This is a genomic window from Streptomyces sp. NPDC028305, from assembly GCF_055569495.1.
Window position 1 is genome coordinate 193,709 of sequence record NZ_JBVHTN010000007.1, and the last position, 21,801, is coordinate 215,509.

The 21,801-nt window shown below is 72.8% G+C and carries 20 protein-coding genes; 12 read left to right on the plus strand and 8 right to left on the minus strand.

Annotated features, from left to right (window positions below):
- Window positions 1–20 precede the first annotated feature (20 nt).
- Window positions 21–1,763 (plus strand): ABC transporter ATP-binding protein, encoded by a 1,743-nt coding sequence (locus tag ACZ4WQ_RS30650; protein WP_398373240.1) that lies wholly within the window; start codon window positions 21–23, stop codon window positions 1,761–1,763.
- A gap of 67 nt (window positions 1,764–1,830) precedes the next feature.
- Here ACZ4WQ_RS30650 and ACZ4WQ_RS30655 read toward each other — a convergent pair whose 3' ends face one another.
- The 3 genes from ACZ4WQ_RS30655 to ACZ4WQ_RS30665 are packed head-to-tail and all read right to left on the minus strand — an operon-like array spanning window position 1,831 to window position 4,938.
- A complete protein-coding gene (locus ACZ4WQ_RS30655; RefSeq protein WP_311730629.1) occupies window positions 1,831–2,610 on the minus strand; it encodes a DeoR/GlpR family DNA-binding transcription regulator in 780 nt (259 codons plus the stop codon).
- Window positions 2,611–2,644: 34 nt separating this feature from the next.
- A complete protein-coding gene (gene pdxA / locus ACZ4WQ_RS30660; RefSeq protein WP_398373242.1) occupies window positions 2,645–3,679 on the minus strand; it encodes a 4-hydroxythreonine-4-phosphate dehydrogenase PdxA in 1,035 nt (344 codons plus the stop codon).
- Window positions 3,676–4,938, minus strand: coding sequence for a four-carbon acid sugar kinase family protein (locus tag ACZ4WQ_RS30665; protein ID WP_361189187.1), 1,263 nt, complete (start codon window positions 4,936–4,938; stop codon window positions 3,676–3,678). Before ACZ4WQ_RS30665 ends, pdxA begins: the two co-directional genes overlap by 4 nt.
- A 250-nt stretch (window positions 4,939–5,188) precedes the next feature.
- Here ACZ4WQ_RS30665 and ACZ4WQ_RS30670 point away from each other — a divergent pair, with 250 nt between their 5' ends.
- The 9 genes from ACZ4WQ_RS30670 to ACZ4WQ_RS30710 all read left to right on the plus strand — a co-directional run bounded on the left by ACZ4WQ_RS30670 (window position 5,189) and on the right by ACZ4WQ_RS30710 (window position 14,408).
- Window positions 5,189–6,778 carry an ABC transporter substrate-binding protein gene (locus ACZ4WQ_RS30670; protein ID WP_311730633.1) on the plus strand — a complete coding sequence of 530 codons (1,590 nt, stop codon included), beginning with the start codon at window positions 5,189–5,191 and terminating at the stop codon, window positions 6,776–6,778.
- Window positions 6,779–6,781: 3 nt separating this feature from the next.
- Entirely contained in the window at window positions 6,782–7,711 is a 930-nt protein-coding gene (locus ACZ4WQ_RS30675) for an ABC transporter permease (RefSeq protein ID WP_311730634.1), read from the plus strand.
- A 3-nt stretch (window positions 7,712–7,714) separates the two neighbouring features.
- Complete coding sequence (locus tag ACZ4WQ_RS30680) at window positions 7,715–8,644, plus strand: ABC transporter permease (RefSeq protein ID WP_311730635.1); 930 nt, start codon at window positions 7,715–7,717, stop codon at window positions 8,642–8,644.
- Entirely contained in the window at window positions 8,641–9,501 is an 861-nt protein-coding gene (locus tag ACZ4WQ_RS30685; RefSeq protein WP_358846187.1) for an ABC transporter ATP-binding protein, read from the plus strand. The genes ACZ4WQ_RS30680 and ACZ4WQ_RS30685 overlap by 4 nt, the downstream gene beginning before the upstream one ends.
- Window positions 9,498–10,370: a dipeptide/oligopeptide/nickel ABC transporter ATP-binding protein gene (locus ACZ4WQ_RS30690; protein ID WP_311730637.1), complete on the plus strand. Its 873-nt coding sequence runs from the start codon at window positions 9,498–9,500 to the stop codon at window positions 10,368–10,370. Before ACZ4WQ_RS30685 ends, ACZ4WQ_RS30690 begins: the two co-directional genes overlap by 4 nt.
- Before the next feature lie 76 nt (window positions 10,371–10,446).
- The gene (locus tag ACZ4WQ_RS30695; RefSeq protein ID WP_385336642.1) at window positions 10,447–11,457 is read left to right on the plus strand and encodes an aldo/keto reductase; all 1,011 of its coding nucleotides are present in this window, start codon (window positions 10,447–10,449) and stop codon (window positions 11,455–11,457) included.
- Window positions 11,458–11,519: 62 nt separating this feature from the next.
- Entirely contained in the window at window positions 11,520–12,758 is a 1,239-nt protein-coding gene (locus tag ACZ4WQ_RS30700; RefSeq protein WP_468022590.1) for a sialidase family protein, read from the plus strand.
- Window positions 12,751–13,431, plus strand: a complete 681-nt coding sequence (locus ACZ4WQ_RS30705) for an SDR family NAD(P)-dependent oxidoreductase (protein WP_398373249.1) — start codon at window positions 12,751–12,753, stop codon at window positions 13,429–13,431. Before ACZ4WQ_RS30700 ends, ACZ4WQ_RS30705 begins: the two co-directional genes overlap by 8 nt.
- Window positions 13,432–13,598: 167 nt before the next feature.
- Entirely contained in the window at window positions 13,599–14,408 is an 810-nt protein-coding gene (locus ACZ4WQ_RS30710) for an endonuclease I family protein (protein WP_358847201.1), read from the plus strand.
- A gap of 47 nt (window positions 14,409–14,455) precedes the next feature.
- Here the strand turns inward: ACZ4WQ_RS30710 and ACZ4WQ_RS30715 are convergent, their stop codons facing one another.
- On the minus strand, window positions 14,456–15,082 hold the full coding sequence (locus tag ACZ4WQ_RS30715; protein WP_311730642.1) for a ScbR family autoregulator-binding transcription factor: 627 nt from the start codon (window positions 15,080–15,082) through the stop codon (window positions 14,456–14,458).
- A 111-nt stretch (window positions 15,083–15,193) separates the two neighbouring features.
- Here ACZ4WQ_RS30715 and ACZ4WQ_RS30720 point away from each other — a divergent pair, with 111 nt between their 5' ends.
- Window positions 15,194–16,174, plus strand: a complete 981-nt coding sequence (locus tag ACZ4WQ_RS30720) for a ScbA/BarX family gamma-butyrolactone biosynthesis protein (RefSeq protein WP_311730643.1) — start codon at window positions 15,194–15,196, stop codon at window positions 16,172–16,174.
- Window positions 16,175–16,494: 320 nt separating this feature from the next.
- Window positions 16,495–17,172: an HAD family hydrolase gene (locus ACZ4WQ_RS30725; RefSeq protein ID WP_311730644.1), complete on the plus strand. Its 678-nt coding sequence runs from the start codon at window positions 16,495–16,497 to the stop codon at window positions 17,170–17,172.
- Between the two features lie 32 nt (window positions 17,173–17,204).
- Here ACZ4WQ_RS30725 and ACZ4WQ_RS30730 read toward each other — a convergent pair whose 3' ends face one another.
- The 4 genes from ACZ4WQ_RS30730 to ACZ4WQ_RS30745 all read right to left on the minus strand — a co-directional run bounded on the left by ACZ4WQ_RS30730 (window position 17,205) and on the right by ACZ4WQ_RS30745 (window position 21,325).
- Complete coding sequence (locus ACZ4WQ_RS30730; protein WP_311730645.1) at window positions 17,205–17,687, minus strand: hypothetical protein; 483 nt, start codon at window positions 17,685–17,687, stop codon at window positions 17,205–17,207.
- A 103-nt stretch (window positions 17,688–17,790) separates the two neighbouring features.
- On the minus strand, window positions 17,791–18,780 hold the full coding sequence (locus tag ACZ4WQ_RS30735; RefSeq protein WP_311730646.1) for an SCO0930 family lipoprotein: 990 nt from the start codon (window positions 18,778–18,780) through the stop codon (window positions 17,791–17,793).
- A 191-nt stretch (window positions 18,781–18,971) separates the two neighbouring features.
- Entirely contained in the window at window positions 18,972–20,486 is a 1,515-nt protein-coding gene (locus ACZ4WQ_RS30740) for an NADH-ubiquinone oxidoreductase-F iron-sulfur binding region domain-containing protein (protein WP_311730647.1), read from the minus strand.
- On the minus strand, window positions 20,474–21,325 hold the full coding sequence (locus tag ACZ4WQ_RS30745) for a ferric reductase-like transmembrane domain-containing protein (protein ID WP_311730648.1): 852 nt from the start codon (window positions 21,323–21,325) through the stop codon (window positions 20,474–20,476). The genes ACZ4WQ_RS30740 and ACZ4WQ_RS30745 overlap by 13 nt, the downstream gene beginning before the upstream one ends.
- Window positions 21,326–21,801 lie beyond the last annotated feature (476 nt).

A 21,801-nucleotide genomic window follows, 5' to 3' on the forward strand; every position in this document is an offset into this window, starting at 1 on the left:
CCGAGCGCGAGTGGGGTGGCATGAGCGCCGCGCTGCCCGTCGCCTCCGCGAAGGAGGTCCGCGCCCATGCCCGGCGGCTGGCCCGGCGTCACCCGCGTGAGCTGGCCGCCACCTTGGCGCTGCACGGCCTGGCCGCCGTCTGCGGCCTGGTCGGCCCCTGGCTGCTCGGCGGCCTGGTCGAGGACGCCGCGCACGGCACCGCCGACATTCCCCGCACCGCGCTGCTGATCTGCGCGTTCATCGTCGCCCAGGCGGCGCTGACCCACGCCGCCGGGTATGCCTCGGCCAGGCTGGGCGAGAAGGTCCTGGCCGGGCTGCGCGAGCGGTTCGTCGACGATGTGCTGACGCTGCCGCTCGCCACCGTCGAGCGGGCGGGCTCGGGCGATCTGGTCACCCGGACCACGCGCGATGTGGACGTGCTCGCGCGCGTGGTGCGCGGCGCCGTCCCGGCCGCGCTCACCGCGCTGGTCACGATCCTCGTCACCCTCGGGGCGATGGTCGTGGTCGGCCCGCTGCTCGCGTTCCCCTGCCTGATCGCCGTCCCCGTCCTGTGGGTCGCCTCCCGCTGGTTCTTCAGCCGCTCCCGCGACGCGTTCCTGGCCCAGAACGCCTCCTACTCACAGCTCACCGAGGGCCTCACCGAGACCGTCGAGGGGGCCCGTACGGTCGAGGCGCTGCGCGTCGCCGAGCGCCGCACCGCCCGCACGGACCAGGACATCGCCGGGTCCTACGCCGCCGAGCGCCGCACGCTGCGGCTGCTCACCGTCTATCTGCCGATCAGCGACACCGCGTATGTCCTGCCGGTGGCCGCCACCCTGGTCGTCGGCGGGCTGTTCGCCGTCGAGGGCCTGGTCTCGCTGGCGTCGGTCACCGCGGCCACGCTCTACGTCCAGCAGCTGCTCGGACCGGTCGACATGCTGCTGTACTCGCTGGGCGATCTCCAGACCGGCGCCGCCTCGCTGGCCCGGCTGCTGGGGGTCGGCCGCGGGTCCGGCGGGAGCGGGCCGGACCCCGCGGCCCGCCCCGATCTCAAGCGCTCGCGAGATCTCGAGGTGCGCGCGGTGAGTTACGCCTACCGGGACGGCCGGGACGTGCTGCGCGACATCGACCTCAGGATCGAGCGCGGGGAGCGGCTGGCCGTCGTCGGCCCGTCGGGCGCGGGCAAGTCCACCCTCGGCCGGCTGCTCGCCGGGATCCACCGGCCGCGCACCGGCGCGGTCACCGTCGGGGGAGTGCCGCTGAGCGACCTCTCACCGGCCGAACTGCGCGGTGAGGTCGCCCTGGTCACCCAGGAGACCTATGTCTTCCGCGGCACGGTGCGCGACAACCTGCTCTTCGCCCGGCCCGACGCGGACGACGCCGAGCTGGAGCGGGCGCTGCGGGCGGTCGGCGCCTGGGAGTGGGCCGCGCGCACGGGGCTCGACGCCCGGGTGGGGGCGGGCGGCGCGGCGCTGCCGCCCGACCGGGCGCAGCAACTCTCCCTGGCCCGGCTGATCCTGGCCGATCCGCACACCCTGGTCCTGGACGAGGCCACCTCGCTGCTCGATCCGCGCGCCGCCCGGGACACGGAGCGGTCGCTCGCGGCCGTCCTCGAAGGGCGCACCGTCGTCGCGATCGCCCACCGGCTGCACACCGCGCACGACGCCGACCGGGTGGCGGTGATGGAGGACGGGCGGATCACCGAACTCGGGCCGCACGAGGAGCTGGTGCGGCGCGGCGGCGCGTACGCCGCGCTCTGGGCCTCCTGGCACGGCCGCACCTGACCCCGCGACCCGCCGCGAGGACGTACCCCGGCGCGCGCGCCCGGTGGGGCCGCGCGCGCCGAGCGCTTTACGCCGCCGTGTCGACGAGCACGACCTCGATGCCCGCCGCCCGCAGCGCCCGCACCTCGTCCTCGTCGGCCGCGCCGTCCGTCACCAGCGTCCATCCGGGCGGCAGTTGGACCCAGGTGTGGAAGGGGCGGCGGCCTATCTTCGACGAGTGGGCCAGCACATAGACGGCGTCGGCCCGGCGGGCCATCAGCTCCTTGAGGCGGGTCTGGCGCAGATCGGCCTCGCACAGGCCGTGGCGGGCCGTCACCCCGTCGGCGCCCAGGAAAACCCGGTCGAAGGTCATCCGCTCCAGCGCGGCCTCGGTGAGCGGTCCGACGAAGCTCTGGCTCAGCGGGCGGAGCGTGCCGCCGAGGCACTCCACCCGCACGCCGTCCACGTCGGAGAGCTCCTGGAGCGCGGTGAGCCCGGTCGTCGCCACCGTCAGATCCCCGGCCGTGCGCAGCTCATGGGCCAGGGCGCCGACGGTGGAGCCCGCGTCGAGCAGGACCGTCTCGCCCGTACGGATCTGCCCCGCGGCCCACCGGGCGATGGCCTGCTTGGCCTCGAAGGCCTCGCCGGTGCGCTGGCGCAGCGATGCCTCGGGGTGTGCCACCAGGGCCATGGCGCCGCCGTAGGTGCGCGCCAGCCGGCCGGCGGCGGTCAGCTGGGCGAGGTCGCGGCGGATGGTGGAGGCGGTGACCCCGAAGGCGCGGGACAGCTCCTCCACGCTCGCCAACCCCGTGGTGGTGGCGAGGTGGACGATCTGGTCGCGGCGGCCCCGCGCTCCCTGGGCAGGCATCGTCACTCGTGGCTCGTCTCTTCTGGTGTTCGGGTCACCGGGCGGGGACCGAGGACATCTCGGCCGCCTGCCGCAGGGCCTCGATCATGCTACCGGCGTCCGCCTTGCCGGTACCGGCGATGTCGAAGGCGGTGCCGTGGTCGACGGAGGTGCGGATGACGGGCAGTCCGACGGTCAGGTTGACCCCGGCCTCCAGGCCGAGCACCTTGACCGGGCCGTGGCCCTGGTCGTGGTACATCGCCACGATCAGGTCGTAGTCGCCCCGGCCGGCCAGGAAGAAGGCGGTGTCGGCGGGGAGCGGGCCACGGGCGTCGATGCCGTCCGCGCGCACCACCTCCAGCGCGGGGACGATCTTCTCCTCCTCCTCGCCGTAGCCGAACAGCCCGTTCTCGCCGGCGTGCGGGTTGATGCCGCACACCCCGATCACCGGGTTCGGGTTCCCGGCGCGGACCATCGCCTCGTGGCCGCGGCGCACGGTGCGCTCGACGAGGCCGGGCTCGATCCGGTTGACCGCGTCGATCAGGCCTATGTGCGTGGTGACGTGGATGACCTTCACGGTCGGGGTGGCCAGCATCATCGACACCTCCTCGACGCCGGTGAGATGGGCGAGGAGTTCGGTGTGTCCGGGGAAGATGTGGCCGCCCGCGTGCAGGGCCTCCTTGTTCAGGGGGGCGGTGCAGATGCCCTGGACCGCGCCGCTCATGGCGAGTTCGGCGGCCGCCCGTACGTACTGGTAGGCGGCGTCCCCGGCCACCGGGGACAGTTGGCCCCAGGGCAGGTCGGCGGGGAGCAGGTCCAGGTCGATCACATTGATCCGCCCCGGGGTGAACTCGGCCTCCTGGGGCGTGTCGACGGGGACGATCCGGCAGTCGACGCCCCGCAGCCGGGCGGCCTGGCGCAGCCGCTCCGCGTCCCCGATGACCACCGGGCGGCAGCGCCCCAGCGTGTCCTGGTCGAGCAGGGCCGGGACGACCACCTCCGGTCCGATGCCCGCGCCGTCGCCCATGGTGACCGCGATGAGGGGCAGCGGGACATCGGCGGGGGAGGCGGGGTTGGGGGATGCGTTCATGGACGGACCTTCCGTTGAGTCGGGTGGGGGCGCAGCGCCTGGACGATCTGCCGCAGTGAGTCGGCGTCGCCGAAGCTGCCCGGGCGGGTCACGACGGATCGCCCGTCGGGGGTACGGAGATGTACGGCGCCGTGGTGCACCTGGCCGACGGGGTGGAGCTCGGTGACGCCGAGCGCGTCCAGCACCCGCCGGGCGGTCTCCCCGCCGGTGAGGACGAGGTCGACGGACCCGTCATGGCGGGCGACGGCGGCGGCGACGGCGCGGGCGAGGCCGTGCACCAGCCGCCGGGGTGAGAACGGGGCCCGCGTGGGGGCGGGGGTGAGGACGGTGACCCCGTCGGCGCTGAGCGGGGGCGGCGCGATCGGCGCGGCCGGGCCGTCCGCGCACAGGGCCTCGACGGGCAGCCGCAGGACGGCGGCGCCGTCGGCGGCCAGCCGCCGGATCTGTTCGGCGGCCGAGGGTTCGGCGGTGCCGACCACGACCAGCAGCGGGCGCGGGTCCTCCAGCGCAGCCGGGGTCGGCGGCACGTCGTCCTGGGGCGGCTCGCCGTCCTGGGGCGACGTGCCGCCCGCCAGGTGGCGGCCGAGGGCGGCGGCCAGGCCGCCGGAGCCGACCAGGCGGGTGCCCGGCCCGTCGGCCAGCGCGGCCTCGACGATCGCGTCCAGGTCGGCGTCGGTCTCGGCGTCGCAGACGGCCACCCGCCCCTCGGCGAGGGCGGTCCGCAGCGCGGTCAGCAGGGTGCGCCGGGAGTCCCGTACGGCCGACAGCGGCACCAGCGCGGTGCGGGCCGGGCCGAGCGCGGCGGCCACGGAGGGCGGCGGGGGCACCGGCTCGGCGCGCCAGGCGTCGCTGTGGTGCAGCGGGGTGGTGCCCAGGTGGACGACGCCCGCGCGCACCGCGCGCCCGGCGGCGGGCAGCGCGGGGGCGACGACCACGCCCGCCCCGCCCGCGGCGAGGGCGGCCACCTCGGCGGCGACATTCCCCCGCAGCAGCGAGTCGATCTTCTTCAGGACCAGGGGGTCGCCCGGGGGCGGCAGGGCCAGCGCGGCGCGGACCGCCTCGGCCGCCTCGGCGGCGGGCAGATGGCGCGAGTCGAGGTCGAGCACGGTGGCCTCGCCCGGGTGGCGCGGGGCGGCGGAGTCCCCAACAAGCACCACCCGACTGCGCGTTGTGCGCGATTCAAGCCCGGCGGCCGTCTCGGCCGCGCCGGACAGGTCGTCCGCGACGGCGAGCAGCCGGCGACTGGGCGTCGGTGACACCGGTACCTCCTCGAACGACCATGAACAGCAATGACCATGAACAGCACGGAATGGCATGGCAGCGGCAGATGGCGGCGCACGCCGCCCCGGCGGTCTCGATGATGACACACCCTGCGCGAAGTGTGCGAGGGGTATTGCGTGAAACGCGCATCCATGTCACGGTGACCGCCGCGACACTGTGACCCGTCCGGCGGCGATCCGGACGGATCGAGCGAGCCGGTCGCTCGCCTGAAATGCCGAGAGGTCAACGATGACCCGTAACCCATCCGGTTTCCCAACCGGTCTGACCGCCGCCAGCCGGCGGACCGTGCTGCGTCTGGGCGCGGGTGCCACCGCAGGCCTCGCGCTCGGTCCCCTGGCCGGGTGCGCCGGTCCCACCGGGGCCCCCGGCCCCGGCACCGTCATCCTGGGGCTGAACCGCTCCCTGGTCAGCCTCGACAACAAGCTCAACCAGTTCGACGCGGCGGTCACGGTGCAGCGCGCCGTCCGCCAGGCGCTCACCCGGATCGGGCGGGGCATGAAGACCGAGCTGGTCCTCGCCGATCGCTTCGAGATGACCGAGCCCACCCGCTGGACGGTGCGGCTGCGGTCCGGCGTGCGCTACTCCGACGGCACCCCGGTCACGGTCAAGGACGTGGCCACCGCCCTGAAGATGTACGCGGGCGTCAACGGTTCCTTCCTGATCGGCCTGTTCCCCGAGCTGCCCGTCGTCGAGCCGGTGAACGAGCGCACGTTCTATCTGCGCACCAAACATCCGGTGCCGATCCTCGACCAGCTGATGGCCAACATCCTGATCAGCCCGGCCGCCAAGAACCGCCCCGAGGAGCTGTCCGGCGGGGTGGGCTCCGGCCCGTACATCGTCACCTCGGCGAACTCCGGCACCGGCGAGTACTCCCTGGCCGCCAACCGCAACTACTGGGGACCGCGCCCCCGCACCGAGAAGGTGCGGGTCCGCTTCGTCCCGGAGGAGTCCAGCCGCGTGGTCGCCCTGCGCAGCGGCGAGCTGGACGTGATCGACACCATCACGCCCGACTCCGCCGAGCAGCTGCGCGGCCTGCCCGGCGTGCGCCTGGAGCGCACCTCGGGCACCCGGGTCAACCAGCTGTTCTTCAACTTCCGCAAGCCCAAGGGACACCCGCTGGCCGACCCCCGGGTGCGCGAGGCGCTCAGCTACGCCATCGACGGCGAGTCCCTGGTGCGCGATGTGCTCACCGGCTCCGCCCAGCAGGCCGAGGGCGTGGTCCCGCTCGCCCTCAGGGGCGCGGTGCGCACCGGGTCCTATGTCTACGACCCCGGCAAGGCCCGCAAACGGCTGACCGCGCTGGGCGCCGGTGACCTCAAGGTGAAGATCATCTGGGAGTCGGGCGAGTTCCCCGCCGACACCTCCGTGATGGAGGCCGTGCTGGAGATGCTGCGCGCCGTCGGCGTCCGCGCCTCCCTCCAGCAGTTCCAGCCGGGCGGCGACATCCTCCAGTGGCGGCAGGGCCGCCGCGGCGACTGGGACGTCCTCGGCAACGGCTACTCCGTCCCCACCGGCTACGCCAGCACCAGCCTCCAGGGAATGTACGGAGGCACCCCCGAAAAAGAGAAGACCCGGGACACCTACCAGGGCTATGTCTTCCCCGAGATCGCGGCCCGCCTGGCCGACGCCTCCCGCGAGAGCGACGAGGACGTCCGCAACAAGAAGCTCGCCGCCGTCCAGAAGGCGATCTGGGACACCCGGCCCTGCCTGTGGGCCTTCATCCCCAATGTGGTGCTGGCCCGCCGGACCCGCGTCCAGGACGTGCGGCTCCTCCAGGTCAACTCCTACGACCTCGCCGCCGTGCGCCTGGAGGGCTGAGCCGTGATCCGCTATCTCCTGCGCCGCCTCGGCCAGAGCGTCCTGACCATCTTCCTGACCGTCTCCACCGTCTTCGTGCTGGTGCGCATGGCGCCCGGCGACCCCGCCACGGCCCTGGCCGGGCCCAACCCGACCAGCGAGGACCTGGCGCGGATCCGCGAACAGTTCGGCCTGAACGACAGCCTGCTCACCCAGTACGGGGTGTTCCTGCGCGATCTGTTCACCGGCGACCTCGGCACCAGCTACTCCTTCCACGCCCCCGCCTTCGACGTGGTGCTCGACCGGGTGCCGTACACCATGACCCTGTCCATCGCCGCCATCGCGCTCACCACAGTTGTCGCCGTACCGCTCGGCGTATGGATGGCCCGCCGCGCCGACACCAAGCGCGAGCTGGGCGCCAACGTCCTCACCATCGCCGGACAGTCCATGCCGGACTTCTGGATCGGCGTGATGCTGCTGACCGTCTTCGCGGTGCTGGTGCCGGTACTCCCCGCCTCCGGGTTCACCACCTGGGGCGGACTGATCCTGCCGACCGTCACCGTGGCCATCCTCCAGATGGCGCTCATCTCCCGGCTGGTCCGCCGCGAGATGGTGGCGGCCCTGACCTCCCCGTATGTCACCGTCGCCCGCTCCCGCGGCGTCTCGGAGCGCGCTCTGACCTGGCGTTACGCCCTCGGCAACTCCGCCATCCCGGTGCTGACCGCGCTCGGCACCCGGTTCGCCGCGATGCTCAACGGCGTCGTGGTGGTCGAGGTGGTCTTCGGCTGGCCCGGCGTCGGCTCCCTGGTCGTCCGCGCCCTGGAGACCCGCGACTACCCCCTCATCCAGGCCACCGTCCTGGTCACCGCCGCCCTGGCGGTCCTCGTCCAACTCCTCATCGACCTGGCCTACCCGCTGCTCGACCCGCGGGTACGCCTGGGAAAGGCGGCCTGAGACATGAAAGGCGCCCTCGAACCCCCGGCCCCGGCCGAGACGGCCGCAGCGGCCCGCCCGAGCGCGGTCACCGCGAAGGACGTGGCCCGCGCCACCGCCACCCGGCGCCACCGCAGCGCGAGCCTGAAACTTATGGCCGGCGCCGTGTGCACCCTGCTGGTGGTGGTCCCCGTGGCCCTCGCCCAGCTGCTGCCGCTGGCCGGAGCCGACGACCAGGACCTCTCCGCGCGGCGGCTGCCGCCGCTGACCGACGGCCATCTCTTCGGCACCGACCAGCTCGGCCGCGATGTGCTCTCCCGCGTGCTGCACGGCGGCCAGGTGTCGCTGTCCATCGGTGTGCTGGCGGTCGTCGTCTCCGGACTCATCGGCATCGTCGCCGGCGCGGCCGCCGGATACTTCGGCCGCTGGATCGACACGGTCGTCTCCCGGCTGCTGGAGGCGCAGATGTCGCTCCCGCTGCTGATGATGCTGCTGCTGGTCGTCGCCCTCTTCGGCCCCTCCGTCACCGTCATCACCTGCGTGATCGCGATCGCCCAGTGGCCCGAGGTGGCCCGGATCACCCGGTCACTGGTGCTGGTCGAGCGGGAGAAGCCGTACGTGGCCGCCGCCCGGGTACTCGGACTGCGTCAGGCCGCCATCCTGGCCCGCCACATCATCCCCAACATCGTCCGCCAGGCGTCCCTGGTCGTCCTCCTGCTGCTCGCCCAGGCGGTGCTGCTGGAGAGCGCGCTCAGCTACCTCGGCGCCGGGCCCCAGCGGCCGTTCGCCACCTGGGGGCGGATCATCTCCGACGGCCAGGACTACATCACTACCTCGTGGTGGCTGGTGACCCTGCCCGGCCTCGTCATCGTGCTCCTGGTGGTCGGGGTCAACCTGCTGGGCGACGGTCTGCGCGACCGCACCCGCCGACGCGCCACGGAGGCCTCCTCATGAGCGAGACCAGCGAGAAGGCTCCGCTGCTGGAGGTCGAGGATCTCCAGATCGAGCTGATCACCGACCGCGGCGTGGTCCGCGCCGTCGACGGCGTCGGCTTCACCATCGCCCCGGGCGAGACGGTCACGCTCATCGGCGAGTCCGGCTCCGGCAAATCGACCACCGCCATGGGCCTGCTGCGCCTGCTGCCCGAGGGGCTGGCCGTGCTGTCCGGCACCGCCCGCGTGCTCGGCTGCGACATCATCGCCGACCCCAAGGCGATCCGGCGGATCCGCGGCCGGGGCGTGTCCCTCATCCCGCAGGACCCGATGACCGCGCTCAGCCCGGTGCACACCATCGGCCACCAGCTGGGCGAGGCGCTGCGGCTGCGCCACCCCGAACTGTCCAAGGCCGAGGCGCGCACCCGCGGCGTCGAACTCCTCGGCCGGGTGCGGATCCCGCACCCCGAGACCCGCTGGGGCGCCTACCCGCACCAGTTCTCCGGCGGCATGCTCCAGCGCGTCCTCATCGCCATCGCCCTGGCCGCCGAGCCCGAGCTGCTCGTCGCCGACGAGCCGACCTCGGCCCTGGACGTCACCGTCCAGGCCGGCGTCCTGGACCTGATGATGGAGTTGCAGGAGCGCACCGGCATCGGCATCCTGATGATCACCCACGACCTGGGTGTGGCCCGGCTGGTGTCGGACCGCATCCACGTCATGCGCGACGGCCGCTTCGTCGAGTCCGGCCCCGTCGAGCGGATCGTCGACCACCCCGCCGAGCCGTACACCCGCGGCCTGCTCGCCGCCGTCCCCACCCTGGGCCCCTGGGACGAGGGCGTCCCCCAGGCGCCCGCCGCCGCACACCGGGAGGCGCTGTGACCACACCCCTGCTGGCCGTCGAGAACCTCGTCGTCGAATACCCCGTCCACGGCGGGAAGTTCCGCGCCGTGGACGGCGTCGGCTTCACCGTCGAGCGCGGCGGGTCGCTCGCCATCGTCGGCGAGTCCGGCTGCGGCAAGTCCACCATCGCCCGCTCCCTCGTCCGGCTGCTGCGCCCCACCGAGGGCCGCATCCTGCTCGACGGCACCGACATCGCCACCCTGCCGGAGCGGCGGCTGCGCCCGCTGCGCCGCCGGGTGCAGATGGTCTTCCAGGACCCGTACGGCTCCCTGGACCCGCATCAGAGCGCCGAGGAGATCGTGGCCGAGCCGCTGCGGCTGGCCGGTGTCGCCTCCAAGGCCGAGCGCGCCCGCCGGGCGGCGGAGCTGATCGACCAGGTCGGGCTGCCCTCCAGCGCCCTCCACCGGCGCCCCGGCGAGTTCTCCGGCGGGCAGCGGCAGCGCATCGGCATCGCCCGCGCGCTGGCCAGCGACCCCGAGCTGCTGGTCTGCGACGAGGCCACCTCCGCGCTGGACGTCTCCGTCCAGGCGCAGGTGCTCCGGCTGCTGCGCGATCTCCAGGCCGAGCGGCAGCTGGCCTACATCGTGATCTCCCACAACCTCGGAGTGGTCCGCGAGATCAGCTCCGAGGTCATGGTGATGCGCGGTGGACGGGTGGTGGAGTCCGGCTCCACGGAGACGGTCCTCGCCGCCCCCGCCGAGCCGTACACCAGGGCGCTGCGCCGCGCCGCCCTCGACCCGACGACGATGCGGGGGCGCAAGCCGCGCGCCCTGGTCTCCGCGATCGTCGCGGCGGCCGCCGCGTCACCGGCCCCGGCGATGTCCACGGACCCCGCCACCCCGTCCTGACCCACCACCCCACCACCCCACCGGCCCCGGCGCGCCCCGCGCGCCGGGGCGCGCCGGCCGAAGGAGCCACCCCCCGATGACCGACCCCGACACCACCCCCCGGACCTCGCCCGGCGCGGTGGAGCTGCCCGGCGTACCGGTGCCGCTCTCGCGCCTGGTGCTGGGCACCATGACCTTCGGCGACACGGTGGACCGCGCCGGTGCCGCCGCGATGCTGGACGCGGCGCTGGACGCCGGGGTGACCGGTGTGGACACCGCCAACGCATACGCGGGCGGGGTCACCGAGACGATCCTGGCCGAGCTGCTGCCCGGCCGCCGGGACCGGATCGTGCTGGCCACCAAGGCCGGAATGCCGCACCCCGACCACGGCGACCACTCCCCGCTGTCCGCGCGCGGGCTGCGGGCGGCCCTCGAAGGCAGCCTCCGGCGCCTGGACACCGACCACGTCGACCTCTTCTATCTGCACCAGCCCGACCGGTCGGCCCCGCTCGAGGAGACGCTGGGCACCGTCGCCGAGTTCGTCGCCGAGGGCAAGGTCCTGGCGCTGGGCGTGTCCAACTACGCGGCCTGGCAGATCGCCGAGGTCGGCCACGCCGCGGAGCGGGTGGGCGCGCCGCGCCCGGTGGTCGCCCAGCAGCTGTACAACCTGCTGGCCCGGCGGGTCGAGGAGGAGTACCTGGAGTACGCGGCCACCAGCGGCGTGCGCACCATGGTCTACAACCCGCTCGGCGGCGGTCTGCTGACGGGTCGTCACACATTCGAGGAGACACCCGGGTCGGGGCGGTTCGGCGACTCCCGGCTGGCCGAGATGTACCGGCAGCGGTACTGGGACCCCCGGCTCTTCGAGGCCGTGCGGGACCTGGCCCGGATCGCCGAGGGCGCGGGCCTCGGACTCGTCGAGCTGTCGCTGCGATGGCTGCTCGGCCGGGACGGGGTGGACGCGCTGCTGCTCGGCGGCTCGCGCGTCGAGCATCTGCTGGCCAATGTGGCGGCCGCGCAGGCGGGTTCGCTGCCGGCCGACGTGGTCGCGGCCTGCGACGAGGTCGGGGCCCGGCTGCGGGGGCCGATGCCGGCGTACAACCGCTGACGTCCCGCTCCAGCATCACTGTGATCTGACACCCACCCCGCACCATCGAAGGAGCCCGCGGCATGACCGCCGACCACGACACCACCCCAGTGCAGTCCGACGAGGCGCTGCGGACCGACGGGCGGGTGCGCGAGCGCCCGGACGACCCGGCGCGCGCCGAGGCGTTCCTGCCCGCGCCCGCCGTGCAGAACCACGCCGCCAACCTGGCCGTCCTGCCGGGGGGCGACCTGGGGTGCGTGTGGTTCGGCGGTACGCAGGAGGGTGTCGCCGACATCTGTGTGTGGTTCTCCCGGCTCGCCCCGCGCTCGGACACCTGGACCGACCCGGTGCGGCTCTCCGACGACCCGACGCGCTCGGAGCAGAACCCCGTGCTCTTCTCCGCGCCGACCGGTGAGCTGTGGCTGCTGCACACCGCCCAGCAGGCGGGCAATCAGGACACCGCCGAGGTGCGGCTGCGGACCTCGGCGGACGGGGGCGCCACCTGGGGGCCGACGCGCACGCTGTTCCCGGCCACCGCGACCGGCGGTGTCTTCGTACGTCAGCCTCCTGTGGTCCTGGAGGACGGGCGGTGGCTGCTGCCGGTGTTCCACTGCGTGGCCACCCCGGGTGTCCCGTGGGTCGGCGACCACGACACCAGCGCGGTGATGATCAGCGATGACCAGGGGCGGACCTGGCGGGAGCGGCCGGTACCCGGGTCCACCGGCTGTGTGCACATGAACATCCACCCGCTGCCGGACGGCACCCTGCTCGCGCTGTTCCGCAGCCGGTGGGCGGACGCGGTGTACCGCTCGCACTCCCGCGACGGGGGCGAGACCTGGAGCGAGCCGGTGCCGACGGAGCTGCCGAACAACAACTCCTCCGTCCAGTACGTCCCGCTCGCCGACGGGCGGCTCGCGCTGGTCTACAACCACAGCAGCGCCGCGGACGCCACCGCGCGCCGGGTCTCGCTCTACGACGAGATCGACGAGGACGGCCAGGCGGGTGAGTCCCCGGCCGCCACCGCCGCCACCGCCCCGGCCGAGGTGGCCGACGGCGGCAGGACCGCGTTCTGGGGCGCGCCACGGGCCCCGATGACCCTGGCCCTCTCGTCCGACGGTGGCCTGACCTGGCCGCACCGCAGGGATCTCGACACCGGCGACGGACACTGCCTGACCAACAACTCGCGCGACCGGCTCAACCGCGAGCTGTCCTACCCGTCCGTGACGCAGGCGCCGGACGGCGCGCTGCACATCGCGTACACCTACCACCGCCGGGCCATCAAGTACGTGCGGGTGGCGCCGGATTGGGCGGCCGATGTCTGAGCCCCGCCACGCGGTGGTCACCGGCGCCAGCTCCGGCATCGGCGCCGCCATCGCCGCCCGGCTGCTGGACGAGGGGTGGCGGATCACCGGGATCAGCCGTACGGAGCCGGTGTCCGCCGAGCGGATGCGCTGGATCCCGGTCGATCTGGCGCGGCCGGAGGCGCTGCGGGACGCGCTCGCCCCGGTGGCCGGGGTGGGCGCGATCGTGCACGCGGCGGGTGTTCAGCGCTCCGCCCGGCTGGGCGGGTTGTCGGCGGCCGACGGCGATCTGATGTGGCGGGTCCATGTGCAGGCGGCCGAGGTCCTGGTCGACACCCTGGCGGACCGGATCGCGGACGGGGGCCGGGTGGTGCTCGTGGGCAGCCGCACCATGACCGGTGTTCCGGGCAAAAGCCAGTACGCGGCCACCAAGGCGGCGCTGGCGGCCATGGCCCGGTCCTGGGCCGCGGAGCTGGCGCCGCGCGCGGTCACCGTGAACGTCGTGGCGCCCGGCCCCACGGACACCCCGATGCTGCGGGACCCCGGCCGCAGCGCGACCCCTCCGGTCGTGCCGCCGCTGGGCAGGCTCGTACGCCCCGAGGAGGTGGCCGGGCTGACGTCGTTTCTGCTCGGGCCGGAGGGGGGTTCGACCACCGGCCAGACGCTGGTGATGTGCGGGGGCGCGTCGCTGTAATCCCCCCGGAGGGAGGGAGGGAGAGGGGGGACGGAGCCCTCTCCCGCGGGCGGGTTTAGTCATGACCCTGTCACGAAACCTCTCCCTGTCGTTCACCTTTGGGAGATCCGCTCTCTGACACGCTTTCGGCGATCGAACGTGAATCGGGGAGAGGACCGCCTGTGCACATGACCCGTGTGACCCGCTGGAAATCCCTGGCCCTGCTGGTCTGCGCGGTGGCCGTGACCGCCACCGCGCAGGCCCCCGCCACCGCCGGCTCCGCGCCCACGAGCCCCGCGCTCGCCGGTGGATACGACGACACGTACTACAAGGACGCCATCGGCAAGACCGGTGAGCCGCTCAAGGACGCGCTGCACAACGTCATCAGCACCAACTCGAAGATCTCGTACAGCCAGGTCTGGGAGGCCCTCAAGAACACCGACGAGGACCCGCGCAACTCCGCCAACGTCATCCTGCTCTACTCCGGCCGGTCGCAGAGCAAGAGTTCCAACGGCGGCAACGCCAACGACTGGAACCGGGAACACGTCTGGGCCAAGTCGCACGGCGACTTCGGCACCGCGACCGGTCCGGGCACCGATCTGCACCATCTGCGCCCCGAGGACGTGTCGGTCAACAGCACCCGTGGCAACAAGGACTTCGACGAGGGCGGCTCCGCGGTGTCCGAGGCGCCCGGCAGCTACACCGACGCCGACTCCTTCGAGCCCCGCGACGCCGTCAAGGGCGATGTGGCCCGCATGATCTTCTATATGGCGGTGCGTTACGAGGGCGGCGACGGCTTCGCCGACCTCGAGGTCAACGACAAGGCGGGCAACGGCAGCCAGCCGTATCTGGGGCGGCTGTCCGTCCTGCGCAAGTGGAACGCCGAGGACCCGCCGGACGCCTTCGAACAGCGTCGCAACCAGGTGATATACGACGACTACCAGCACAACCGGAACCCGTTCGTCGACCACCCCGAGTGGGTCGACGAGATCTGGTAGCCACGCGCCCGTAAGGCCCGCCCACGGCCCTGCCCGCGGCCCCGCGCTCAGCCCTGCCGGGCCACCGGGAGTAGCTCCATCGGGGCGGGGCGGGCCTGGAGCGAGGGCAGCAGCAGCGCCCAGAGATCGGACAGATGGTCCTCGATGGACCGGCGCCGGTCCAGGGCCTCGGAGACGGTGTGCACGCCGAAGAAGGCGCACACCACCGTCCGGGCGGCGCGCTCGGGGTCGATGTGCGGGGCGAGCTCGCCCTCGGCGCGCGACCGCTCCAGCATCGCGGTCACGGCGTCGATCCAGCCGACGAAGGGCGGCGGGAGCGGCGCCGCGATCAGCGTGCGCTCCGTCCACAGCCGCGCCCCCGCCCGGACGACGATGTCGTCGCGGAAGGCGCGGGCCACCGCGAAGCTCAGCCCCACCAACTGCTCCAGGGCGGGGGTGCCGGTGGCGGGCTCGGTGTGCCGCTCGATCAGCGGCGGCCAGGTGGCGAAGTGTCCCTCGACCACGGCGAGCGCGAGTTTCTCCTTGCTCGCGTAGTGGAAGTAGATGGCGCCGCTGGTATGGCCGGACCGGGTGGCGATATCGCTGATGCTGGTGCCGGCGTAGCCCCGTTCGTCGAAGAGGGAAGCCGCCGCTTCCAGGAGGGATCGGCGTGTCTGCTCGGCCCGCTCTTGCACGTGGTGTCCGTCCTCGATCCGTCGCGTGCGATGCGTTGTCGGGGTGAACTTAGCGGACTTCTCGCATGTCATGGAGGTGAAGACCCACAGGTCAACGATTATTAATATTTTATGGCCATTATTGGTGAGGCGCGTGGTTTTCCAGAGCCGCCGGAGCCTGAGAAGCGCCCGCAGCGCGCACAGCCCCCGGAGCCGTGGGAGCTCGCGGTGCCGCGGCTGAGCTGGTCCCGCACCGTGGCGCGCGAGGCGGTGCACCGCACCTCGGTGGCCGAGGTGCTGCTCACCGATGTCCGCGCGCTGGGCGGGGACCGGTTCGTGGCCGCGGTGCAGTGGCCCCGCTCCCACCCCACCTTCCCGCACGGTCCGGACGGCCGCCATCACCCCCTGATGGTCGCCGAGACCCTGCGCCAGCTGGGCATCTATCTGCCCTCCCGCCACTTCACCACCGCCGCGGGGGCGCACTTCGTGATCAAGGACCTCTCCTTCGCGCTCGACCCGTCCGCCGAGCCGCGGGTCGACCACGGGGCCACGGACGTGGTCTGCCGCGCCGCTGTGGCCGACGTGCGCACCACCCCCTGCGGCCGGTTCGTCTCCGGGCTGCGTCTCGACATCCGGCTGCTCACGGACGGGGTGCCCTTCGCGCGGGCCGGCGGCACCGCGCGCTTCCTCGCCCCGGAGGCGTACGAGACGGCCCGCCGCGCGGCGCCGGAGCCTGCCGCGCGGCCCCGCTCGGAAGTCCTCGCGCGGCCCTCGCCGCGGTCAGTGGCGGTGCCGGCGGAGCGTGACGTCATGGTGGTGCGGGAGGGCGGCGCCCTGCGCCTGGACCCGGCGGACCTGCGCCACCCGTTCTTCTTCGACCACTGGAGCGACCATGTGCCGGGCCTGGTCCTGCTGGAAGCCGCCCGCCAGGCCGCGTCGTTGGCGACGGGGGGTGTGCTGACCCGCCCCTTCGGCTGCCGGCTGCGCGCCCTCCGGTTCACCGAATTCGCCCCGCCCGCCCGGGTCGAGTGCGTCCCGCACGGCCGGACCTGTGTCTTCCGGCTGCGGCAGGCGGGGGAGTGGACCGCGGTCGGCGCGCTTCGGTACGTCTGAGCGACGAGCACCCGACCGCAGAACACGGCACCGGCGAACACGGACTCGGCGAACACGACACCGACGAACGAAACGCCGACACATAGTAGTCTCTTGCTTACTGCGGGTCATCTAACTACCGTAGTGATCGTTATCTTTCGGGCAGGCGACTCTCCGCCTGTACGGCTTCCCGCGTCGCGCGAGCGATCAGGCGCTCGCGGATCGGACGGCAGCGGTCGGCGCTCTCGCGCCTGAGCCGCCAGGAACCCCACTGCGCTGGTCTTCCGCAGGTACAGGCACACCCTGCGCCGATTCGTCCACTCCCATGGAACGGCAGGCAGATGACAGCCAACACGCTTCTCGCTTGGACCCCCGCAGCCATCGTCTTCGACTGCGACGGCACCCTCATGGACTCCGAACGGCACTGGGAGAAGGCGCGCGAGGTGGTGCTCAGCCGCCACGGATCCACCGCCGACCGGCAGTTCGCGAACGCCACCAAGGGCCTTCACTACAGCGAGTGCGGCCGCATGATGGCCGAGTACGCCGGGGCTCCCGAGCTCGCCGGGCAGATGACCGCGCAACTCCTGGCGAACTTCCGCCAACTGGTGGCCGAGGACCCGGTCACCATGCCCGGGGCCAGCGAAATCGTCCGCAAGGCCGCCCAGTTCGCCCCGCTCGCCGTGGCGAGCAACTGCCCGCGCGACGTGGTCGAGGCCGGGCTCTCCCGCGCCGGCCTGCTGCGGTACTTCGGCCATGTGCTGGTCCCCGAGGGCGAGGTGCGCCCCAAGCCGCATCCGGACGTGTATCTGGAGGCCGCCCGGCGGTGCGGTGCGGCCCCCGGCGACGCCCTGGCGGTGGAGGACTCCCAGTGCGGATTTCTGTCCGCGTCCCGGGCCGGGCTCAGAGTCCTCGGGGTGGGCCCCCGCAAACCCGCGGACGAGCGGCCACCGGTGGACCTGTGGGTCGCCAGCCTCGCCGATCCCGACCTGCTCAGGTGGGCGGACACCCGCAGATCCTGAGGGCCGCACGGCCGGGCCGACATGACACGCCGTCAGCCGTGCTGCGCGTGTTCGGAGTGGCCCTTCCCGGGCTCCATCTCCATGCCCTGGTGGGAGGTTCCGATCTCGATGGCGCCGCCGAGCTTGGTGCGAAGCGGCTTCAGGGAGTTCTCCGAGGGGGCTGTCACCGACCAGCGGTAGCCGACGAGATAGGTGCCGCCGTAGTCCTTGGACTCCGACAGCCACTCGCGCTTCCCCTTGTCGGTGGCGAAGGTGACCAGGGTGTACTGGGACTTGCCGGACTTGCACGCCGCCTGGCGCAGCTCCTCGGCGTCGGTGACGACATTCGCCTTGCAGCCGATGGCATCGGCGATCTTCGTCAGCGTCGCGGGTCCGGCGGTCTTCACGGCAGAGCCCTCGGCGGCCGGGGAGGTCTTCTTCTGCTCATGGCCTGCGTGGCTCTGCCCCTGGCCGCCGGCGCAGCCGCTCACCAGCAGCACCGCGCAGAGCGCGGTGGCACGCAGTAGGTGTGACACGTCAACCTCCCGGTAGTGGTCCGGCGGGGAGGCCCGGGGGCGCCGGTGGCCTCGGGCCCCCCGCTCGGTGGACCGCTGATTGATACGGATCGCTGCTCGTACTTCACTCCGAGGCGGACACGCCGGCCTTCTTGGCCTTGTCGGTGACCGCGAACCAAAGCCCCTGCTTGCCCTGTCCGTTGGTGTCGCCAGGCTTGGTGTCCCCGGTGAAGGTGTACAGCAGCCAGCAGTCGAAGGCCAACTGCTTGGACCCGTCGGGCCGGGTGAAGGTGGTGAGCTTCTTCGGGTCCACGCCCGCCACCTTGGAGGTGTCCACGGGCTTGACGGGCTTCCAGGTCTCCAGGCAGGCGCCCAGGCAGCCGGTCTTCATCGGCCAGGCGCTGTCCTTGTCGAACCGGTAGACGGTCATGCCCTGGCCGTCCACGACGATCTTGCCGAGCTTGGCGTTGTCGTTGACCGAGAGCTGGAGGCTGTCGTCCTGGGCCGCCTTCTTCCCGGCCGGCTTTCCGTCGGGCGCCAGGGCGTTCCAGGTGCCGCCCACGCCGTGGCCCTTGGTGTCCCCGGCCTTGGTGTCCCCGGCGAAGCGGTACACCGGCCAGCCGCCCAACGTGAGCTGCTTGGTGCCGTCGGCCCGGGTGGTCGTGCCCAGCTCGCCCTTGTCGATCCCGGTGCTGACGGTGGCGTCGGCGGCGGGCACCGGCGGCCACTTGGTGGCGCAGGCGTCGTTGCAGTTGGACTTGGGGGAGGCGCCGGAGGTGTCCTCGTCGAACCGGTAGAGCGTCCAGCCCTTGCTGTCGGTGACGACCGAGCCGAGCTTGGGGACGTCGCGCACGGACAGCTGCTTGGCCGGGCCGGTCAGCGCGTCCTTGCCGGACTCCGTGGCGCCGCTGTCGCCCCCGGCCTCGTTTCCGGAGCCGGCGCTGGTGCCGTAGCCCGACGACCCCGAGGTGGCGCCCACGCCCACGGTCTGGGTGCCGCCGATGGGCTGGACGTTGGCGCTGCCCGAGGACTTGTTCTCGGTGCTGCCGCACGCCGCGGTCATCAGGACCATCGCGACGGAGGCCCCGGCGAACGCGATCTGCCGCTTCTTCATGCCCACTCCTTCAAGCTTGCGGTCCGGCGGCTGTTTTGCGCCGACGTCACTTGCATACGGAGCGGGTCTCGGCGGGCGTTCATGGGCTTCGAAATTTGTCATCAGACGCAAAAACACGTGTTTCCGTGAGCACAGACGAATCGACGGCCGTTATATGACGGCCGTCGAGTGGGGGGAGGTCGAAGCGGGGGCTACTCCTCGAGGCGCAGCGCCAGCGCGGGGCACCGCCGCACCGCGCGGACGGCCTGCCCGCGCAGCTGGCGGGGCACCCCGTACTTGGCCCGGTGCGGATAGCCGTCGATGCCGAGCTCGATCACCTCGGGGAGGATGTCCGCGCACAGCCCATGGCCCTGGCACAGTGTCCAGTCCACGAGGAGCTGTTCCGAGGCGTCCCGCTCGTCCCGCCGGGTGGCCGAGGGACCCGGGGGCAGGGCCAGCGGCCCGGAGGAGGCGCCGTCGGTCAGCGGCAGCACCCCGAGCGTGGGACGGCCGCACCCGGGGCCCAGCGCGTGTTCCCGGAACTCGTCCGGAAACGCGTCCAGCGCGGTGGTCACAAAGCCCGCCGTGCCATCCGGGTGGCTACAGGCGCCACGGCGCTTCACCGACTCGATGTACGCGCTCACGCTGTCCAACGCCGCCTGGCCACCGCCCCGTTCCACCTGGCCGATCGCGTCCGCGAGCGCGGGCAGCCCGATGAAGCAGGGCCCGCACTGGTTGGCGGTCTCGCCCGCCAGCCAGCGCGCCACCCGCGCGGTCTCGCCGACCGGGCAGGTGTTCTCCGGTATCGGCAGCACCGCCCCGGCCCCGAGCCGCGCGTTGTACTTCTCCATGGACTCCCGGGAGATGTTCACCGACGCGAGGCTGTCGGGCAGCAGCCACTTGCCGTGGTAGCCGCCCACCAGAACACCCTGGCCCGGGGTGAGGCCGCACAGCTCCAGGACGTAGCTGAGCGGCACCCCGAACGGGGTCTCCATGACGAACTTCCCGCCCACCGTCAGCAGGGTGGTGCCGGGCTCGGTGGGCAGCCCCACCGAGCGGAACGGCAGGGCGCCCATCCGCGCGGCCACGGCGAGCTGCGCATAGGTCTCGGTGTTGGACAGCAGGGTCGGCAGCCCGGCCAGGCCGCTGTCGCTGGTGCGAATCTTGCGGCCGTTGGGGATGGCGGGCGCGCCGCTGATGCCGTTGATGACGGCGCCGCCCTCACCGGCGACGAACCGGTCGTCCGTCACGCTCACCTGCACCCGCGGGCCGCTCGGGCCGCGCTCGGCGATGGCGGCGTTCAGCGACTCCTCGACATCCGGCCGGTGGACGGCGATGGCCACATCGTCGGCGCCCAGCGCGGTGGCCGCCAGCACGGCGCCGTCGATGACCAGATGCGGGGTGTGCAGCAGCAGCGCGGTGTCCTTGAGGCAACTGGGCTCGCCCTCACTGCCGTTGACCACCACCGCGCAGCGGCCGTCCCGGCGGCCGGCCGACTCCATCACGGCCGTCAGCTTCTTGGCGAACGGAAAACCCGCGCCGCCTCGGCCGCGCAGGTCGATGTTCTCCGCGAGGGCCACCAGTTCGTCCGCCCGCAGGGCGGGCATCGAGCCGTGGACGGTCAGGTGTCCCACCCGGTCGAGCCGGTATGTCTCGTCCAGCCCGGCCAGCAGCCGGGGCGGATCGATACAGGCCAGTCTGGGTTTGGTCGAGATCACGCGCCCCACCCGCGCGAGGCGCCGAGGCGTTCACCATCACGCGAGGAGGCCCCGCCGGCCGAGGGCGCGGAGGACACGGGCCTGCGCGGCCCGCCGCCCTGGGGGCCGCCGACCGCGTTCATCTGGCCGGTGATGACGGCGTCGCGCTCGCTGCGCTCGGCCCGGCGGGTGGCGAGCCGGATCCACAGGGTGATGGCCACCGCGGCCAGCGCCATGATGTATCCGGCGGTCGCCCAGTCCTTCGCGGCGCGGCCGCTCTTCAGACCGTGGATCAGCGCGGCACACCACGCGGGGTACGCGGCCACATGCAGCGCCCGCCACCAGCGGTACCGCCAGCGCGACTTGCCGGCGGAGGCGAAGGAGCTGCGTACCGCTCCGGTGACCGCCGCCGTGATGAACAGGTATCCGGCCAAAGTGCCAAGTCCGATCAGCACAGGTTTATTTGCGTCAGCGAACGGTATCACGATGGCCGCGGCGGGCGTCCGGCTCTCCGCCACCTTCACCCACACATGGAGGACGAGGAAGAGCAGGCCGGCCACCGCGGCGCCACGGTGGACACCCTGGGCGAGCAGCCGGTGGTTCGAGTGCAGGATCAGCCGGTCGGTGGCCGCCAGGCCCCAGAGCACGGCGCTGCTCAGCGAGACCAGTGCGAGGACACCGGCCCCGAAGTCGAGGAAGGCCCAAGTTTTCGTGAACGCACCGGCGTTGCCGGCCACGATCAGCGAGAGTATGACCGCCGCCACAGCGGCGTACAGCACGGTGTGGCGCGGCCAGCCGATGCCGGCTCGGACCGGGCGGGCGCGGCGGGCGGCCCGTCGTCCGCCGGGTCCTCCGGGTCCTTGTGGCATGGTTGATCCTCCGCGGCGAGCCCTGCGGCGCGGCCCCGGAATCGGGGGAGTCGGCGGCTGGGGCATGGGCATTCGAAGCCTCCCGATCGCGCCTGATCGCGCGAATGACGAGTACGTCAAGTCGTCGTTGGGTACGGCAGCATCTCCGAACTACACGTGATCTCCATAAGATTTGTCGTAATGTGACAACTTCTTGTGGACGACCACTGCCCACACCGTCTCGGGCTGCTCCACTGTCATTTCGATGGCAAAGACCCGGCAAAGCGCCGGGACCGGCAGGGGAGGGGTGCCTCCAAGATTCATCGGAGGACCCTCGACTCCCTCTTCCGGAGCGGACGACCGGCGACGGAGGCAACCTCCACGGGCCTGACCGACCCCCCAACGGGCAGGCCTCCCCCCGGCAAGAACGAGGTAATGATGGGCGAACTCGCGAACCGCATCTGGTCCCCCCGTCCCCCCCGTGGCGAGCGGACCCG

Coding starts and splice junctions, on each gene's coding strand:
- ACZ4WQ_RS30710 (WP_358847201.1), top strand. CDS start 13,599: ATGACCCGTGTGACCCGCTGGAAATCCCTGGCCCTGCTGGTCTGCGCG.
- ACZ4WQ_RS30670 (WP_311730633.1), top strand. CDS start 5,189: ATGACCCGTAACCCATCCGGTTTCCCAACCGGTCTGACCGCCGCCAGC.
- ACZ4WQ_RS30745 (WP_311730648.1), bottom strand. CDS start 21,325: ATGCCACAAGGACCCGGAGGACCCGGCGGACGACGGGCCGCCCGCCGC.
- ACZ4WQ_RS30735 (WP_311730646.1), bottom strand. CDS start 18,780: ATGAAGAAGCGGCAGATCGCGTTCGCCGGGGCCTCCGTCGCGATGGTC.
- ACZ4WQ_RS30705 (WP_398373249.1), top strand. CDS start 12,751: ATGTCTGAGCCCCGCCACGCGGTGGTCACCGGCGCCAGCTCCGGCATC.
- ACZ4WQ_RS30695 (WP_385336642.1), top strand. CDS start 10,447: ATGACCGACCCCGACACCACCCCCCGGACCTCGCCCGGCGCGGTGGAG.
- ACZ4WQ_RS30725 (WP_311730644.1), top strand. CDS start 16,495: ATGACAGCCAACACGCTTCTCGCTTGGACCCCCGCAGCCATCGTCTTC.
- pdxA (WP_398373242.1), bottom strand. CDS start 3,679: ATGAACGCATCCCCCAACCCCGCCTCCCCCGCCGATGTCCCGCTGCCC.
- ACZ4WQ_RS30655 (WP_311730629.1), bottom strand. CDS start 2,610: ATGCCTGCCCAGGGAGCGCGGGGCCGCCGCGACCAGATCGTCCACCTC.
- ACZ4WQ_RS30680 (WP_311730635.1), top strand. CDS start 7,715: ATGAAAGGCGCCCTCGAACCCCCGGCCCCGGCCGAGACGGCCGCAGCG.
- ACZ4WQ_RS30650 (WP_398373240.1), top strand. CDS start 21: ATGAGCGCCGCGCTGCCCGTCGCCTCCGCGAAGGAGGTCCGCGCCCAT.
- ACZ4WQ_RS30700 (WP_468022590.1), top strand. CDS start 11,520: ATGACCGCCGACCACGACACCACCCCAGTGCAGTCCGACGAGGCGCTG.
- ACZ4WQ_RS30685 (WP_358846187.1), top strand. CDS start 8,641: ATGAGCGAGACCAGCGAGAAGGCTCCGCTGCTGGAGGTCGAGGATCTC.
- ACZ4WQ_RS30720 (WP_311730643.1), top strand. CDS start 15,194: ATGGCCATTATTGGTGAGGCGCGTGGTTTTCCAGAGCCGCCGGAGCCT.